The organism is Hyphococcus sp. (assembly GCF_965228385.1).
Classification (GTDB): domain Bacteria; phylum Pseudomonadota; class Alphaproteobacteria; order Caulobacterales; family Parvularculaceae; genus Hyphococcus.
Map to the genome: position 1 here is coordinate 1,167,930 of NZ_OZ245810.1, position 15,011 is coordinate 1,182,940.

At 54.8% G+C, this 15,011-nt stretch carries 15 protein-coding genes; 7 read left to right on the forward strand and 8 right to left on the reverse strand.

Going from position 1 to position 15,011, the window contains the following annotated elements:
• Positions 1–99: 99 nt before the first annotated feature.
• On the forward strand, positions 100–1,782 hold the full coding sequence (locus ACQK2Q_RS05465) for an AAA family ATPase (protein ID WP_425408734.1): 1,683 nt from the start codon (positions 100–102) through the stop codon (positions 1,780–1,782).
• Positions 1,779–2,576, forward strand: a complete 798-nt coding sequence (locus ACQK2Q_RS05470) for a hypothetical protein (RefSeq protein WP_425408735.1) — start codon at positions 1,779–1,781, stop codon at positions 2,574–2,576. Before ACQK2Q_RS05465 ends, ACQK2Q_RS05470 begins: the two co-directional genes overlap by 4 nt.
• A gap of 479 nt (positions 2,577–3,055) precedes the next feature.
• Here ACQK2Q_RS05470 and ACQK2Q_RS05475 read toward each other — a convergent pair whose 3' ends face one another.
• Positions 3,056–3,496: a septal ring lytic transglycosylase RlpA family protein gene (locus tag ACQK2Q_RS05475; protein WP_425408736.1), complete on the reverse strand. Its 441-nt coding sequence runs from the start codon at positions 3,494–3,496 to the stop codon at positions 3,056–3,058.
• Between the two features lie 254 nt (positions 3,497–3,750).
• On the opposite strand from ACQK2Q_RS05475, the gene ACQK2Q_RS05480 reads away from it, so the two are divergent.
• The gene (locus tag ACQK2Q_RS05480; protein WP_425408737.1) at positions 3,751–3,975 is read left to right on the forward strand and encodes a hypothetical protein; all 225 of its coding nucleotides are present in this window, start codon (positions 3,751–3,753) and stop codon (positions 3,973–3,975) included.
• An 82-nt stretch (positions 3,976–4,057) separates the two neighbouring features.
• Positions 4,058–4,309, forward strand: coding sequence for a hypothetical protein (locus ACQK2Q_RS05485; RefSeq protein ID WP_425408738.1), 252 nt, complete (start codon positions 4,058–4,060; stop codon positions 4,307–4,309).
• A 28-nt stretch (positions 4,310–4,337) separates the two neighbouring features.
• Here ACQK2Q_RS05485 and ACQK2Q_RS05490 read toward each other — a convergent pair whose 3' ends face one another.
• Positions 4,338–5,618, reverse strand: a complete 1,281-nt coding sequence (locus ACQK2Q_RS05490) for a DNA polymerase IV (protein WP_425408739.1) — start codon at positions 5,616–5,618, stop codon at positions 4,338–4,340.
• 159 nt (positions 5,619–5,777) lie between these two features.
• Between ACQK2Q_RS05490 and ACQK2Q_RS05495 the strand changes: the two genes are divergently transcribed.
• The gene (locus tag ACQK2Q_RS05495; RefSeq protein ID WP_425408740.1) at positions 5,778–6,167 is read left to right on the forward strand and encodes a response regulator; all 390 of its coding nucleotides are present in this window, start codon (positions 5,778–5,780) and stop codon (positions 6,165–6,167) included.
• A 43-nt stretch (positions 6,168–6,210) separates the two neighbouring features.
• A complete protein-coding gene (locus ACQK2Q_RS05500; RefSeq protein WP_425408741.1) occupies positions 6,211–7,587 on the forward strand; it encodes a PleD family two-component system response regulator in 1,377 nt (458 codons plus the stop codon).
• 77 nt (positions 7,588–7,664) lie between these two features.
• Here the strand turns inward: ACQK2Q_RS05500 and rpmG are convergent, their stop codons facing one another.
• The 6 genes from rpmG to gltX form a co-directional block, all read right to left on the reverse strand.
• Positions 7,665–7,832 carry a 50S ribosomal protein L33 gene (rpmG, locus tag ACQK2Q_RS05505; RefSeq protein ID WP_274492925.1) on the reverse strand — a complete coding sequence of 56 codons (168 nt, stop codon included), beginning with the start codon at positions 7,830–7,832 and terminating at the stop codon, positions 7,665–7,667.
• Positions 7,833–7,922: 90 nt separating this feature from the next.
• Positions 7,923–8,351, reverse strand: coding sequence for a DUF983 domain-containing protein (locus tag ACQK2Q_RS05510; protein WP_425408742.1), 429 nt, complete (start codon positions 8,349–8,351; stop codon positions 7,923–7,925).
• A gap of 66 nt (positions 8,352–8,417) precedes the next feature.
• The gene (gene purB / locus ACQK2Q_RS05515) at positions 8,418–9,722 is read right to left on the reverse strand and encodes an adenylosuccinate lyase (RefSeq protein WP_425408743.1); all 1,305 of its coding nucleotides are present in this window, start codon (positions 9,720–9,722) and stop codon (positions 8,418–8,420) included.
• Entirely contained in the window at positions 9,719–9,901 is a 183-nt protein-coding gene (locus ACQK2Q_RS05520; protein WP_425408744.1) for a hypothetical protein, read from the reverse strand. Before ACQK2Q_RS05520 ends, purB begins: the two co-directional genes overlap by 4 nt.
• Before the next feature lie 26 nt (positions 9,902–9,927).
• Entirely contained in the window at positions 9,928–11,232 is a 1,305-nt protein-coding gene (gene gltA / locus ACQK2Q_RS05525; protein ID WP_425408745.1) for a citrate synthase, read from the reverse strand.
• Between the two features lie 87 nt (positions 11,233–11,319).
• Positions 11,320–12,741 (reverse strand): glutamate--tRNA ligase, encoded by a 1,422-nt coding sequence (gene gltX, locus ACQK2Q_RS05530; protein ID WP_425408746.1) that lies wholly within the window; start codon positions 12,739–12,741, stop codon positions 11,320–11,322.
• A 99-nt stretch (positions 12,742–12,840) separates the two neighbouring features.
• Between gltX and ACQK2Q_RS05535 the strand changes: the two genes are divergently transcribed.
• Positions 12,841–15,009, forward strand: coding sequence for a ComEC/Rec2 family competence protein (locus ACQK2Q_RS05535; protein ID WP_425408747.1), 2,169 nt, complete (start codon positions 12,841–12,843; stop codon positions 15,007–15,009).
• Positions 15,010–15,011: the final 2 nt, after the last annotated feature.

Below are 15,011 nucleotides of genomic sequence, written 5' to 3' on the forward strand. Positions count from 1 at the left end.
TCTATTATTTTGAATTCTAATATTCATGGAAGAAAGTAATAATCAGTAATTTCGAGCACAGTGACTAGCTAGGGTGATTGAATGTTCAGGAAACTTTCCGTGAAAAACTACAAGGGGTTTGAAAATGCTAACATTCCAATAAAGCCCCTAACATTACTTTTAGGAAAAAATAGCTCAGGAAAGACCTCTTTAATACAGCTTATTCTTGCGTTGTATCAATCGCATTCCGAAAGGACGGTTCATCCAACGCAGCTACTCCATAATGGTCCCCAGGTTAATTTCGGACCAGCGGAAAATTTATGGCATTCAAAGGATCTTAATCGAAAGTTAGAATTTTCATTTACTTTCGAAAGCTTGGATTTGGCTGAACAAATTACAGGCGGCTTTAAATCATACTTACAGAACGCACTATTTCGCAAGTTGTCATTTTATACAGAGTACTTATTGAGCCAGCTTGAGCCATCAGCGAATGAAATAGAAGAATTTTCGAATTTGCAGGACGCACTAACTCAAGCGACAGAGAAATTTAAGAATCAAAAAGCTTATAATTCTGATGCCACTCTTCCCGTAAACATATTTGAGCCCATACTAGAAATTGAAGAAGTGCTGTCCAAAATTCGATCAAACTTAAAAAATAAGAATCTGGGTCGGTACTTATCCTCGCGGGTTAGGGGTTTCGGAGTTCCAGATCGAGAATTGAAATCAGACTTAGATCTTACATTCAAGTTATTGCGAAACTTTTCAGCCGTAGAAATTGTGCCAAACTTCACGCTACACTACGAAATGGATGTTGATGAGCGGAACAATATTTACGCAAAAACCGTCACGCTCCATGACGCAAATGGAAAATCTATAATTAGCATTAGCTTTGAACGACCAAATAACATTTCAGATAAACAGGTAGTTAAAAACATTCAAAGCGACTTCACTGATGATAATTTGGGGTCATTTGCCGGAACATTAAGCTTAATCGTCGGACACTCATATAACTCATTACTTAGGATAAACGAGGCTAGATTCTACCATGAGGTGGAGGATTTGAAAGGTACGAGGCTGGCGGAATTTGTAACAAAAGTCTTGAGTCACTCTATGGAGGAGTGTTTCACGCCTGACATGACATCAGGTGTAACTCATGTCCCTCCGTTGCGGGCCCACCCGAGAAGATATTACCTTTCAGAGCTTATGTCACAGTCGTTTGATGAGGGTATAATATTTCAAAGCCTCGAGCATAGCCGAACTAAGGCAGAGATAAATGATTGGCTCTCAGAATTCGATGTTTCAATTGACGTGGGTGAATTAGAGCAAGTCATAAAGCGAATAATGATTTCACCAACTAACAATCCCCAGTTATCTTTAGAGATTGCTGACGTTGGTTTCGGCTTCTCGCAAATATTACCGGTAATCTCCCTGATAGTATCGTCGCGTCCAGATTCGCTAATGGTGATAGAGCAGCCAGAGGTCCATTTGCATCCGGATATGCAGGCTGCCTTCGGTGATTTGTTGGTGCGACTTTCGAATTTGCAGGACGGAAATCGTCAGCGACACTTTATTGTAGAGACGCACAGTGAGTACCTTTTAACAGAAGTGCGTGCTCAAATTGCAGCCGGCAATATTTCAGCAGATCAGGTATCAATACTATTTTTTGAATCTATGAATGACGGTAATAACATGGTGAAATCTGCCGATATTGATGAGAATGGAGCAATTACTTGGCCAACTCAGTTTATTGAAAGACACTTTAGAAATCAGAAAATTTTAATTGAAAGACAGATCACCAAATGAGTGTATATGTGGTCTGTCCAAAATATATAGCCGCTCGAGCTCCTGAAGTTGCCGGAGATTTGTGCCACATATTCTTTCGACATTTTCTTGCAGATACAAAATGTCGAATTGCCGTTGATAAGTCAGGGGTAAAATTAGGCTATTTAGTAAGCTGCGCGGGTGAAAATGATGTTATGAGAGGAGTAATCGACTTCCTTTCCAACAATGCTTGTATTGCTGATCGCGCTATCGAACTCCTGCCAGTCGACGAGCCGAAATTGAGCGTTGAGGAGATTGTCCCGCTTCTCCTAGAGTGTTTGTCTAGTGAGAGGAAACTGTTGTGCTATCAAAAGTCGGATTATTCTTATACGGAAGAATATCCACTCATTGATAGAGCAGAGATTAAAGCGTTTATGGAGAATGACTGCAAGGAGATAAATGTGGGAGACAAGCCAAGTATCAAGGTGGGTAATATTCAGGCGCAAAACGTCGCTGTTGGTGGTGAAATTCGCAATAATAGTAATTCGATGAGCGTTGTATCTGAGAGATATGAAAAATCGTACGACGACGTAATATCCGAGATAGAAAGTATCTTGCTTAAAATCCATGAGCAAACGGAAGTCGAATCTGAGGTTATCGAGCCAGTTTTAGTGGCGACTAGAAAAGCTCAGGTCGTACGTGACAAAACTTTGGATGAGTCGATTGGCATGGGTTTGAAGAATATTGAATCCGCGCTGGAGAGGGTGGGAAGTGCGAGTGATCACATTGAGAAAATTTCAAGTCTCTACGAAAAGTTAGGGAATTTAATCGGTTAAGTAGGCATAAAGGCGGGTTCAAATCCTTCGAGGCAAACCCGTTGGGTTTGCGCCTCAGGATGAGGAATGCGGGACTTTCTGGTCCGGGACTTACAGGGCAAGGCGCCTCAGGATGACTCGCCGGGATGAACGCAATCATCCGGAATTCTCACGCCAAAGCGCCGGCGGCGGGCGCCAGTATAAGGCCTGACGGGCGCCGGGGGATAAAATTTAATATATTAAATTCTATCCGCCCCCATGGCCGGCGCCCTTATAGTGGCGGGCGATCCGGATACGGACGGAAAGCGCCGCTCGCGCGACTTGAAGGCGCGGCGCGCCGCCCCCGGCGAAACCAGAAAGGAAAAAAGTTGCACAAGATTTCAGCAAAAGTTGCACAACAATCGCCGCTGCGCCTTGCGGGATGGGGGATAGACGGCGCGCGCACTTTGGGGTTGTACAACTTTCCGGCTTCACGCTTACGGCCCATGGTGCGGGGGCGCCTACGGCCCCATGGGGCGGGGCGCCACAAGGCAGACTTCCGCAATGCCGTCCTCGCCGAAAATGCCGATTTCCTTCGCGGCGGCGCGGGAGAGATCAATGATCCGCCCGTCGACGAAGGGCCCGCGATCATTGATGCGCACGGTCGCGCTTTCCCGGCTGTCGCGGCGCTTGACGCGCACGCGCGTATCGAAGGGCAGGGAGAGATGCGCGGCGGTGAGCGCCTCCGGCGTATAGGTCTCGCCATTGGCGGTAAGCCCGCCGGCGAGGGAGCGGTGATAATAGGAGGCGACGCCGCATTCCGGCTTGAGGCTCGGCGCCGGGGGGATGATACGGGGCGCGGTTCCGGGGGCGCGCGGGCCATCGCCGGAACAGGCGGCGGCCAGCGGCAAAATAAGCGCCAGGATGAGCGCCGACGTGAGCGGCGGGGCGAGCAGCTTCATGGCGCGATTATAATCGCGCTTTGGCGCCCGCGCGAACGGCTTTGTGGTCTAGGCGCGGCGTTTTTTCGGTTTCGCCGGCCGGGTGAACATCAGCGCCGCGGCGAGGGCGGGAAAAAGACCGGATGTGGCGTGCATGGGAAACGCTCCCCTGTTTCATGTTGTCGCCATACCCTTACGCGCTCCGCTTACTGTATGCTGTGATCAGGGTCACAGGAATGCGGCCATACCGGGACCAGAAAAGAAGGAGAAACACGATGGAGCCGAAAACCGCAACCGACCATATCGCGATTTTGTCGCTGATGATGGTGGGCGTGCTGACTAAGCGCCTGAACGAGACCGGCGGGCTGGACGAGGCGACGGCGAATCACCTGCACAAGCTGGTGAAAAGCGTCGGCGGCCATGCGCGCGCCGCCGGTCTGCAGGATCTGAATGTGCTGTTTGAAAATATTGACAAATCTTTAGGCGCGCGGCCGGACTAGCGCGCGTGTAAGGGCTAGCGCGGGCGCCAGGGAACGAATGGCGCCGCGCGGTTGTTTTCATGGGTGAAAATGGGAGGATCTCATGTCCGCAGCGCCAGAGAAAAACGACCGCAACATAGTGCCCGATCAGGACCCTGAAACGCAGGACCTGGAAGACACGTGCGAGAACGAACACAATTATGGCGGACGCGACAATACGCCGGATGCGGACGTCAATGAGGCGGAGCGCATTCATATTGACGACGACGAAGAAGGCGCGCCCGCCAGAACTGAGGATCACGCCGCCCGCCGGCGAAAGGACAGGCCGGCGCCCGGCGGCGACGGAAAAGCCTGATGCGTTTTCCGCCTGACGGGTTTTGCGCCTAACGCGTCTTGCGCAGGGTGCGGCCGGCCTGCACCGCCTCCGGCCCGAATTTTTCGCGCAGGGCGTCTATGGCCTTTTCCGCCTTTGCGATGCGCGCATCCGGCGCGCCGAATAGATCCGCAGGGCGCTCCTCGCTCGCTGCGGGGACGAGGCCGGAAAATCCGACGCCGATCAGGCGGTAGGCTTTCCCGCCCGCCGCTGCGCGCAGCATGGGCGCGGCCGCGGCGAATGCGGTGCGCGCAAGATTGCTGGGGGCGTCCAGCGTGTGCGCGCGGGTGATGGATTTAAAATCGGCGGTCTTCAGTTTCAGGGTGACGGTGCGCCCTTCGAAACCGGCGGCTTTCATCCGTGCAGAAACTTTCTCGCAGAGCGCCCACAGAACGTCTTCCAGCCATCGGACGTCGCGCCGGTCTTCGTTGAAGGTGGTCTCCGACGACAGGCTTTTGGTTTCGCGTTCGGGCTTGACGGGCCGCGCATCCTCGCCGCGCGAAAGCCGCGCCAGGCGCAGGCCCATCTCGCCATAGCGCTTGCCAAGCGTTGCGGCGTCAAGCTGTTGCAGCTGGCCGATGGTCGCGAGCCCGTCTTCGTGGAGCCTGCGGGCCATGGCCTTGCCCACGCCCCAGATCATCGTCACGGGCTGGCGCGCGAGAAACGATGTCGTCTCGGCTTTCCCGATGATCGAAAAGCCGCGCGGCTTGTCGAGGTCAGACGCCATCTTGGCGAGGAACTTGTTGTGGGAAAGGCCGATTGAGGCGGTGACGCCGAGCGCGCTTTGCACCCGCGCCTGCAGCTTCGCCAGCGTGACCGCCGGCGGCGCGCCGTGAATGCGTGCGGTGCCGGAAAGGTCCATGAACGCTTCATCGATAGAGAGCGGCTCAACCATGGGCGTCAGATCGCGCATCATTTCCCGCACGGCTTTGCCGACGGCTGCGTATTTCGCCATGTCCGGTTTGATAATCACCGCGTCGGGGCAGGCCGCTTTCGCCTGGAACATGGGCATGGCGGAGTGCACGCCATAGGTGCGCGCCACGTAACAGGCCGTGGAGACAACGCCCCTGACCCCGCCGCCGATAATCACCGGCCTGTCGGCGAGCGCGGGATTGTCGCGTTTTTCAATCGCCGCGTAGAATGCGTCGCAATCCAGATGGGCGATCGAAAGCGTGAAAATCTCGGGATGCGCGATGATTCGCCCTGTCTTGCAGGAAAAACAGCGCTTTGCCCCGTCCTGCGGGGTGAAACAATCCCGGCAAAAGCCCGTATATTCTGATGAATTAAACATTTAACAAATGGTTACCGCGTTAATATAACTCAAAAAATTACGCCCGCGCCACTCAGGATAAACATTCGATTAAGACCTTTTGCGCAAAACTTTCTATCCGAGGCGCTGATTCGCAGCCGCCTATGAGAGATATGACCGCGAAGGCGTATTATGTCAGCCATGGAAAAGCTTGATTATTCAGCGCTCCCCAAAACGGTGCTCATCGTTGAAGACAACGAGCTGAACATGAAGCTCTTCAGGGATCTGCTTGAAGCGCATGGGTATGAAACGCTGGAAGCGCGTACGGGGCCGGAAGCGCTGGAAGCGCTGAAGGAAACCCGGCCCGATCTGATTTTGATGGATATCCAGTTGCCGGAAGTCTCCGGTCTGGAAGTCACCCAGCAAATAAAAAGCAACTCCGAACTCGCAGATATTCCAGTAATCGCCGTGACCGCTTTCGCCATGAAGGGGGACGAGGAACGGATCCGTAACGGGGGCTGCGAAGATTATATCGCAAAACCCATCTCCGTTGTTTCGTTTATTGAGAAAGTGAAAAGGTATTTGGATTAGGCTCTCGTGCTTAACGCACTGGCTCTAATCAAATGGGGGCACCATGACGGCGCGCGTATTGGTCGTCGATGATCTCGAACCCAACGTCAAACTGCTCGAAGCAAAATTGCGGGCGGAATATTTTGACGTGTTGGGCGCATATTCCGGGCAGGAGGCGATCGATCAAGCCGGTCAGGAAAAGCCTGATATAATCCTGCTTGACGTGATGATGCCTGGCATGGACGGCTTCGAGGCCTGCCGGCGTCTGAAAAACAATCCTGAAACCATGCATATTCCGGTTGTAATGGTGACGGCGCTCGACCAGCAGGCGGATCGCGTCGCGGGCCTTGAGGCGGGCGCGGACGATTTTCTGACCAAGCCGGTCGAGGACCTTGCCTTATTTGCGCGGGTGCGCTCGTTAACCCGTTTGAAAATGATGACGGATGAATTGCGCGCGCGCTATACGACAGGCCAGGATCTGGGCATTGTCGGCAAAATTGACGCTTCCATAAATCCCGGCGAGTCCAGAATTCTGATTATCGACGACAATGAAGAACAGGCGGCGCGTCTGAAATCGTCGATTGGAGAAGACACACATCAAATTACCGTTGAAGCCGAGCCGGAAGTCGCGCTTGGGCGCGCACGGCAGGGTGAATTCGATCTCATTTTAGTAAATCTGTCGATTGAGGCGATGGACCCGCTGCGGCTTTGTTCTTCCATCCGTTCATTTGAAGAAACGCGTCTCACGCCGCTTCTGGCTGTTGTCAGGCATGGCGATACGCGCAAGCTTGTGCGTGCGCTCGATATCGGGGTCAACGACTATGTGACCCGGCCCGTGGATAAAAACGAGCTTTCAGCGCGCATCATGACTCAGCTTCGGCGCAAACGTTACGTTGACCAGTTGCGCTCGTCGTTTGAAGTCAGTCTGGAGATGGCGGTTACGGATCAGCTGACAGGGCTTTATAACCGGCGATATCTCGCCAGCCATCTTTCCGCGATGTTTGACCGATCGTTCTGGACCGGGCGTCCGCTGGCGATCATGGTTCTGGATATCGATCATTTTAAGTCGGTGAATGATAAATATGGGCATGACGTCGGCGATAAGGTTTTGAAACAGTTCGCGGACCGAATCGCCAATTCAATCCGGGGTATTGATCTCGCCTGCCGCTATGGCGGCGAAGAATTCCTGATCGCAATGCCGGATACGGACCTTGCCTTCGCCGCTGTAGTGGCCGAGCGGTTAAGGGCGGAAATCGCCGCCGACAAATTCGTGGTCAATGGGGGGCGCGAGGAACTTGGCGTAACCGTAAGTATTGGCCTCGCGTCTACGGAAAAAGGCGAAGAGGGCGATACGGCGCAAAAACTGATCAAACGCGCTGACGAGGCTCTCTACGAAGCGAAAACGGGCGGGCGGAACCGGGTCATCAACAGCGCCGCCTGAATAATTTCTCACTATCTCTCAGAATCAAAAAAGCCGCCCGGCGGGCGGCTTTGCAGACTTCTCGCAAGAAGGCGGCGTTACTTGATCTTGCCTTCCTTGAACTCGACATGCTTTCGCGCAACCGGGTCGTATTTTTTCAATACGAGCTTTTCCGTCATGGTCCGGGTGTTCTTTTTCGTCACATAGAAAAAACCCGTGCCGGCGGTAGAATTGAGCCGGATTTTAACGGTTGTCGGCTTGGCCATGGGTTGCTCCTGTCAGGACCAGTTACGCGCAAAATGAGCGCGGAACATACCTATCGGTTTTACGGTGTCAAGCGGATGCGGACTGGAAAATCAGGCGTCCGCGGCGGGGTCGGCGTCGGGGCCGGCGAAGCCGTGCATGCCGTTAATCCATTGCAGGCCGACCATGGCGCCTTTTGAAACAGGCAACAGGACAGCGGCGGCCACCGCCATGAGCGGCAGCCAGATCGCGAACTGCATCCACATCGGGGGATCGAAAAGCTGCTTTGACGCAAGGGCGAGGGGAATGGCGATATGACCTACAAGAAAAATCGTGATGTAGGGCGGCGCATCGTCAGCCCGGTGGCCGGAGAAATCGAGGCCGCAGGCGCTGCAACCTGGCGCGATTTTCACGTAATTCGTTAAGAGTTTACCGTTTCCGCAATTGGGACACTTGCCGGCGGCGCCTCGCATAATGGCTGTAAACCAGCCGGGGCGCGCCGTTGCGGGCCCGCCGCCGAATGTCTGCGTCGGATTTGTCATATGAGGTTTATGGGCGCCTGCGCCGCTGATTTCAACGCGCCGTAATATCGCGGGGGTCAGTGATGTTTACCCGCCAAAAACGCGTGAAAAAATAACGTCAACGCTCTTGGTGTGATAAGAGAGGTCGAACAGGCTCTCCAGATCCGCTGCGGCCAGTTTTTGCGTGACGCTGTCATCCGCTTTCAGATTGTCGAGAAACGCGCCTTCCCCGCGCCACGCCGGCATGGCGTTGCGCTGAACCAGCGTGTACGCCTCCTCGCGCGACGCCCCGGCTTGCGTGAGCGCCAGCAAAACCCGTTGCGAAAAAATCAGGCCGCCCAGGCGATCCATATTTTCCTGCATACGATCCGGATAAACGACAAGATTTTCAACGACGCCCGCAAGACGGTGTAGCGCAAAGTCCAGATGCACCGTGGCGTCGGGACCGATGCCGCGCTCAACTGAAGAATGTGAAATATCCCTTTCGTGCCAGAGCGCAACGTTCTCCAGTGCAGGCGCCGCACACATGCGCACCAGCCGCGCCAGGCCGGTGAGGTTTTCGGTCAAGACCGGATTGCGTTTATGCGGCATCGCGGATGAGCCTTTCTGGCCCTTCGAGAAGAATTCTTCCGCCTCAAGCACTTCGGTGCGCTGTAGGTGGCGTATTTCAGTCGCTATCCGTTCGATGGACGACGCGATTACCGCGAGCGCTGAAAAATAAGCGGCGTGCCTGTCCCGGGGAATGACTTGTGTGGAAACGGGCTCGATCTTCAGACCCATTTTTTCCGCCACATGTTCTTCAACGGCGGGATCGATATTGGCGAAAGTGCCGACCGCGCCTGAAATAGCGCAAACGGCGATTTCCTCTCGCGCCGTCTCCAGCCTGCGCCGGCCCCGTGCAAATTCGGCGTAAAAAGTAGCGAGTTTCACGCCGAAAGTTGTCGGTTCCGCATGAATGCCATGGCTGCGGCCAACGCAGACGGTTTCCTTATGTTCCAGTGCGCGCTTTTTCAGCGCGGCCAGCACACGGTCCATACCATCGAGGAGCAGATCCGCCGCCCGCATCAACTGCACCGAAAGGCAGGTGTCGAGAACATCCGAAGACGTCATGCCCTGATGAACGAAGCGCGCATCGTCGCCGACAATTTCAGCCAGATGTGTAAGGAATGCGATGACGTCATGTTTGACTTCGCGCTCGATTTCGTCGATGCGCGCGACATCAAACTCTGCGCTGTCTGCCTTGCGCCAGATATTGGCGGCGGCTTCTTTCGGGATAACGCCAAGTTCAGCGACTTTGTCTGCGGCGTGCGCTTCAATCTCAAACCAGATCCGGTATTTCGCAGCGTCAGACCAGATGGCGGCCATCTCAGGCCGGGTATAGCGGGGGATCATTTTCTGTTTCGTTCCTCGGCAGGGTCGTAATCTATATCCAGCGTGCCCATCGGCGTGTCGCTGTTTTTAGTCATGGGCTGCGCTTTTTGCGGCGCCCCCCATATCCACCAGCCGATCCCAAGCCCTATGCCGAAAGACACGAACAAGAGAACCCAGATATGTACGGCGAGCCAAAGCATCGCTTATGCAAGTCCTTAAAGCCGTCTCAGCGTTTATCGATAGACGCGTAATCCCGTTGCGATGCGCCGGTGTAAATCTGACGGGGACGACCAATCTTCTGATTCGGGTCCTCAATCATCTCGGACCATTGCGCAATCCAGCCGACCGTACGCGCCAGGGCGAACAGGACTGTGAACATATCGGTCGGAAAACCAAGCGCGCGCAAGGTAATGCCTGAATAGAAGTCAATATTCGGGTAGAGCCGCTTATCGACAAAATACGGATCTTCCAGCGCAATGCGCTCCAGTTCCATCGCCACTCTCAGGAGCGGTTCGTCGCGAACGCCCAGCGCATCGAGAACTTCATGACAGGCGTTGCGCATGACCTTGGCCCGGGGGTCGTAGTTTTTGTAAACGCGATGACCAAATCCCATCAAACGGAAAGGATCGTCCTTGTCTTTGGCCCGTTTGATATATTCCGGGATGCGGGACACATCGCCGATTTCTTCAAGCATGTTGAGCGCGGCCTCGTTGGCGCCGCCGTGAGCCGGACCCCAAAGAGATGCTATACCCGCGGCGATACAGGCGAAGGGGTTGGCGCCGGATGACCCGGCAAGGCGTACCGTCGATGTGGAGGCGTTTTGCTCGTGATCCATATGCAGGATAAAGATTTTATCCAGCGCGCTGGAAAGCACAGAATTGACTTCGTATTCTTCCGCCTGCACCGCGAAGCACATTCGCATGAAGTTCGACGTGTAGTCCATGTCGTTCCGTGGAAAGACGAATGCCTGACCGATCGAATATTTATAGGCCATCGCCGCAATGGTCGGCATCTTCGCAATCATGCGGTGGCTGGCGATCAGCCGCTGGGTCGGATCTGTAATATCGGTGGAGTCATGATAAAACGCTGAAAGCGCGCCGACGACGCCCACCATGATGGCCATGGGATGCGCATCGCGCCGGAAACCATTGTAAAAATTCTTGAGCTGTTCATGCACCATCGTATGCATGGTGATCGAATGATCGAATTGCGCTTTTTCTTCCTTTGTCGGCAACTCGCCGTTTAACAACAGATAGGCGACTTCGATAAAATTCGAATGCTCCGCCAACTGGTCGATAGGGTATCCGCGATAAAGCAGCACCCCTTCGTCGCCGTCGATATAAGTGATTTTCGATTCACAACTGGCGGTCGAAGTGTATCCAGGATCAAATGTGAACGCGCCGGTCTGCTTGTAAAGCGTTCTGATATCAACGACATCCGGTCCATGCGTCGCCTTGAAAACAGGCATCTCGGCAGTTTTGCCGTGGATCTCGACATTCGCTGTATCAGTCTGTTTTAAATCACTTTTCATTGGCAGAGCCTTTTCTTCTCGCGGCGCATCATTTGCGTGTTGCGGCGCACACTACCCAGTTTAATCCGGGGATTCCAGCCCTTGAAATCAGTAGATTTGGTCCGTGAGCCGGGCCAGCGATTCTTCGCGGCCAAGGCCATATAACACTTCGCTGAGCCCCGGCGAAGGGCGGCCCGCCGTGAGTGCGGCGCGGGCAGGCTGACCAACAGCGCCAAAACCGATTTCCCGGCTTTCCACAAACGATTTGAGCGCCGCATCAAGCAAATCCGGGGACTTCCAGATATCTGCGCTGTCGAGATTTTTGACCAGATCTTTAAGGATTTCTTTGGCGCCCTCTTTGCGCAATGCTTTAGCGGGTTTGCCTTCCAGCGGCAGAGGCCGTTTGAGGAACAGGTATTCCGACGCGCCGACTGCGTCGGCAAGGGTTGCGCAACGCGCTTTCAGGAAGGGCGCGGACCGCGACAGCCGGTCCATATGATCAGCCTCAAGATGAACCCCCGACTTTTTGATAAACGGCGCACATAAATTGCAGAACTGCGCATCGCTTAACGCCGCAACGTAATGTCCGTTCACATGGTTGAGCTTATCGAGGTCAAGCCGGGCCGGGGCCTTGTTAACGCCTTCGAGGTCAAAAATTTCTGTGGCGCGCTTATACGATATAATTTCCTCGTCACCATGCGCCCAGCCAAGGCGGAGAAGATAATTGGCAAGGCCTTCCGGCAAATATCCAAGATCACGATAGGCTTCGACCCCCAGCGCGCCGTGTCTTTTCGATAGTTTGGCGCCGTCCTGACCGTGGATAAGCGGGACGTGCGCAAACACAGGAACAGGCCATTCCAGTGCGTTATAGATCTGTTGCTGGCGCGCCGCGTTGTTCAGATGATCGTCGCCGCGAATAACATGCGTGACGCCCATATCATGATCGTCCGCCACGACGGCGAGGTTATAGGTTGGACCGCCGTCGCTTCTGAGAATGATCAGGTCGTCAAGCGCGGCGTTCGGAAACGACACCTGTCCCTGTACGGCGTCATTGACAATTGTTTGCCCCTCGCGCGGCGCTTTGAATCTGATGGCGAAAGGCGCGTCAGCCGGTGGAGTTGACGGTTCACGCTCGCGCCACGGGCTTTCAAAACGAACACCCTGATTTTTAGCTTTGTCGCGCGCCTCACTCAATTCTTCCGGGGTCAGATAACAGCGGTATGCTTTGCCGTTTTCAAGTAAACGCTGAACGATATCGGCATGAGCGGCGCGGCGCGAATACTGGGACACTGGCTCACCGTCCCAGTCCAGACCGAGCCATTCCAGGCCGTTGATGATCGCGTTGACAGCCGCTTCGGTGTGCCGTGCGCGGTCCGTGTCTTCAATTCTCAGCAGGAATTTACCGCCGCGCCCGCGCGCGAATAGCCAGTTGAACAGGGCGGTTCGCGCCCCTCCAATATGTAAATAACCGGTCGGCGAGGGAGCAAATCGCGTGACGACAGGCGAATTATCAAATTGATTTTCAGGCATAGCTTGCAGGAGCGCTCTTTTTCCAGTTGCATAGGTGTTTCTCAGAGTGGGCGCGCCATAGCATGGGAATTCTCCAAGGCCTATGCCTGATCAAAATCCATGACTGCTGAACCGGTCGCCACAAGCGCCGCTGCCGGCGCCAGCCGGTCCGGGTTCTTGTCGCCAGCCGTCATGCGAAGACTCTACTTAATACAGGAGACAGCATCGAAATGGGCGGCGCGCGATCTTGCGCGGCTTTCGCTGTGGATGCCTGTCGCGGTCGCTATCGGTGCGGGGCTCTATTTCGGTCTTAAATCAGAGCCGACCTGGTATGCCGGCCCCATGTTGTTGGCGGTTTCCGGCGCCATTGTGATTTTCGCCCCTGGCAAGCGGCGTTTCACGTTCGCCCTTGTTTTTGCAGCAATTGGGTTCACCGCGGCGGATTACAGAACGGCGCATGTCGCTGCGCCCCAGCTGTGGCGGGATCTGGGTATTGTTCAAGCGACCGGCAGGTTGATTTCGGTCGAGGAAAGCGCAGAACAGCGCCGCTATATTTTGGCGCTTCAGTCCATCGAAGGAATTGCGGCGGAAGAGCTGCCGGCACGGGCGCGCATTAGCTGGCGCGGAGAGGAGTTTGAAGCATCGCCCGGCGATACGATTTCGGTGCGGGCGGGGTTGTCGCCGCCGCCGCCGCCCGTAGCGCCGGACGCTTTCGATTACGCCCGGCAACTTTATTTTAAGCGAATTGGCGCGGTCGGGTTCGCTGTGACACCGCCTGAGGTCATAAACAGCAGCGAGAAATCGGCAAGGCAGCGTTTTGCCGCGTCTATTGAGACGTTGCGCTTTTCTCTTTTTAAAAGGATCACGGCGGAAGCGCCGAGCAAGGGTGGGGCGATTATTGCGGCGATTGTCACCGGCAAACGCGACGCCATTTCCGAGGACTCTGAAAATGCGCTGCGAGACGCCGGCCTTGCGCATCTGCTGGCGATTTCCGGGTTACATATGGGATTGGCGACTGGGCTCATCTTTCTTGTCGCCAGATTTGGTCTCGCCGCTATTGAACCGCTGGCGCTGCGATATCCGATCAAGAAATGGGCGGCGCTGGCCGCGCTCGCATCGGGTTTTTTCTACCTTGTTTTATCAGGAGGCGGATGGTCTGCGCGCCGGGCGTTTTTGATGGCGGGCATCATGTTTGTCGCGATACTTGTGGATCGCCGCGCCCTGTCGCTGCGCAATGTCGCCATTGCGGCAATCGTCATCCTGGTGACGACGCCGGAAGCGCTGTTTCATCCGGGATTTCAGATGTCATTCGCCGCTGTCACAGCGCTGATTGCGGCTTATGAATGGTTTGCGTCCAGATCGAAACCGGATCGGGATTTTTCGTGGGGCGCGCGAATAAGGCGATACACTGTTGGTTTGGCAGTAACCGACACAATCGCTGCTTTGGCGACGGCCCCATTTGCCTTGTACCACTTTAACCGGGTCGCGATTTATTCACTGCCAGCGAATATTACGGCAATGCCGCTTATGGGCGTGTGGATTGTTCCTTCAGCCATAATCGCGCTGGCGCTGTCGCCATTCGGCCTCGACGGGTGGGCTTGGCGGGCCAGCGCCGCGGGTATGGATGTTATTCTCTTTATTGCGGTTAATGTCTCGTCATGGCCCGGCGCGGTGTCAGTGACGGCGCAATGGCCGCAGCACGCCATGCTATTTCTTGCTATCGGCGGGTTGTGGCTTTGTCTTTCGCGCGCGCCCTGGCGGCTCGCGGGCCTCGCCGCGATTCCATTGGCGGCTATCGCGGTAAACATGCAGGAGTATCCGCATCTTTTTGTTACGGCGTCCGGGCGGAATGCAGCAGTAATAACAAAGGGAGCGGAGCCGGGCGATGCGCAACTGGCGGCCTTCAATACAAGACGTGAAAAATTCGCTATTGGGATTTTGAAAGAAACAGTCGGGTTTGACCCAGAAGAAAGCCCGACGGCGTCCCTGGAAGACGTCTATGCCTGCGATGGCTCAGGATGTGTCGGCGCTTTTGGCGACACACAGAAAAAAATAGCAGCTTTTACACAAGACAGCTCGACCCTTGCGGAAGATTGCAATCGCGCCGATCTGGTTGTCGCCTTTTTTCCCGTAACCGCAGAAGATTGGCGCGCATGCAGGGCCTATCTTATTGATAGGCGCTCAGTCTGGCTGAGAGGCGCACACGCAGTGCGAATCGACAAACATGGCGAAATGATCGTCGCCAACGCCGCCGAATTCAGAGGCGCGCGCCCATGGACAGGTAATTGAGA

Excerpts from the sequence above, each read along its gene's own strand:
- ACQK2Q_RS05470 (WP_425408735.1), top strand. The coding sequence starts at position 1,779 with ATGAGTGTATATGTGGTCTGTCCAAAATATATAGCCGCTCGAGCTCCT.
- ACQK2Q_RS05475 (WP_425408736.1), bottom strand. The coding sequence starts at position 3,496 with ATGAAGCTGCTCGCCCCGCCGCTCACGTCGGCGCTCATCCTGGCGCTT.
- ACQK2Q_RS05480 (WP_425408737.1), top strand. The coding sequence starts at position 3,751 with ATGGAGCCGAAAACCGCAACCGACCATATCGCGATTTTGTCGCTGATG.
- ACQK2Q_RS05485 (WP_425408738.1), top strand. The coding sequence starts at position 4,058 with ATGTCCGCAGCGCCAGAGAAAAACGACCGCAACATAGTGCCCGATCAG.
- ACQK2Q_RS05490 (WP_425408739.1), bottom strand. The coding sequence starts at position 5,618 with ATGTTTAATTCATCAGAATATACGGGCTTTTGCCGGGATTGTTTCACC.
- ACQK2Q_RS05495 (WP_425408740.1), top strand. The coding sequence starts at position 5,778 with ATGGAAAAGCTTGATTATTCAGCGCTCCCCAAAACGGTGCTCATCGTT.
- ACQK2Q_RS05500 (WP_425408741.1), top strand. The coding sequence starts at position 6,211 with ATGACGGCGCGCGTATTGGTCGTCGATGATCTCGAACCCAACGTCAAA.
- rpmG (WP_274492925.1), bottom strand. The coding sequence starts at position 7,832 with ATGGCCAAGCCGACAACCGTTAAAATCCGGCTCAATTCTACCGCCGGC.
- ACQK2Q_RS05510 (WP_425408742.1), bottom strand. The coding sequence starts at position 8,351 with ATGACAAATCCGACGCAGACATTCGGCGGCGGGCCCGCAACGGCGCGC.
- purB (WP_425408743.1), bottom strand. The coding sequence starts at position 9,722 with ATGATCCCCCGCTATACCCGGCCTGAGATGGCCGCCATCTGGTCTGAC.
- ACQK2Q_RS05520 (WP_425408744.1), bottom strand. The coding sequence starts at position 9,901 with ATGCTTTGGCTCGCCGTACATATCTGGGTTCTCTTGTTCGTGTCTTTC.
- gltA (WP_425408745.1), bottom strand. The coding sequence starts at position 11,232 with ATGAAAAGTGATTTAAAACAGACTGATACAGCGAATGTCGAGATCCAC.
- gltX (WP_425408746.1), bottom strand. The coding sequence starts at position 12,741 with ATGCCTGAAAATCAATTTGATAATTCGCCTGTCGTCACGCGATTTGCT.
- ACQK2Q_RS05535 (WP_425408747.1), top strand. The coding sequence starts at position 12,841 with ATGACTGCTGAACCGGTCGCCACAAGCGCCGCTGCCGGCGCCAGCCGG.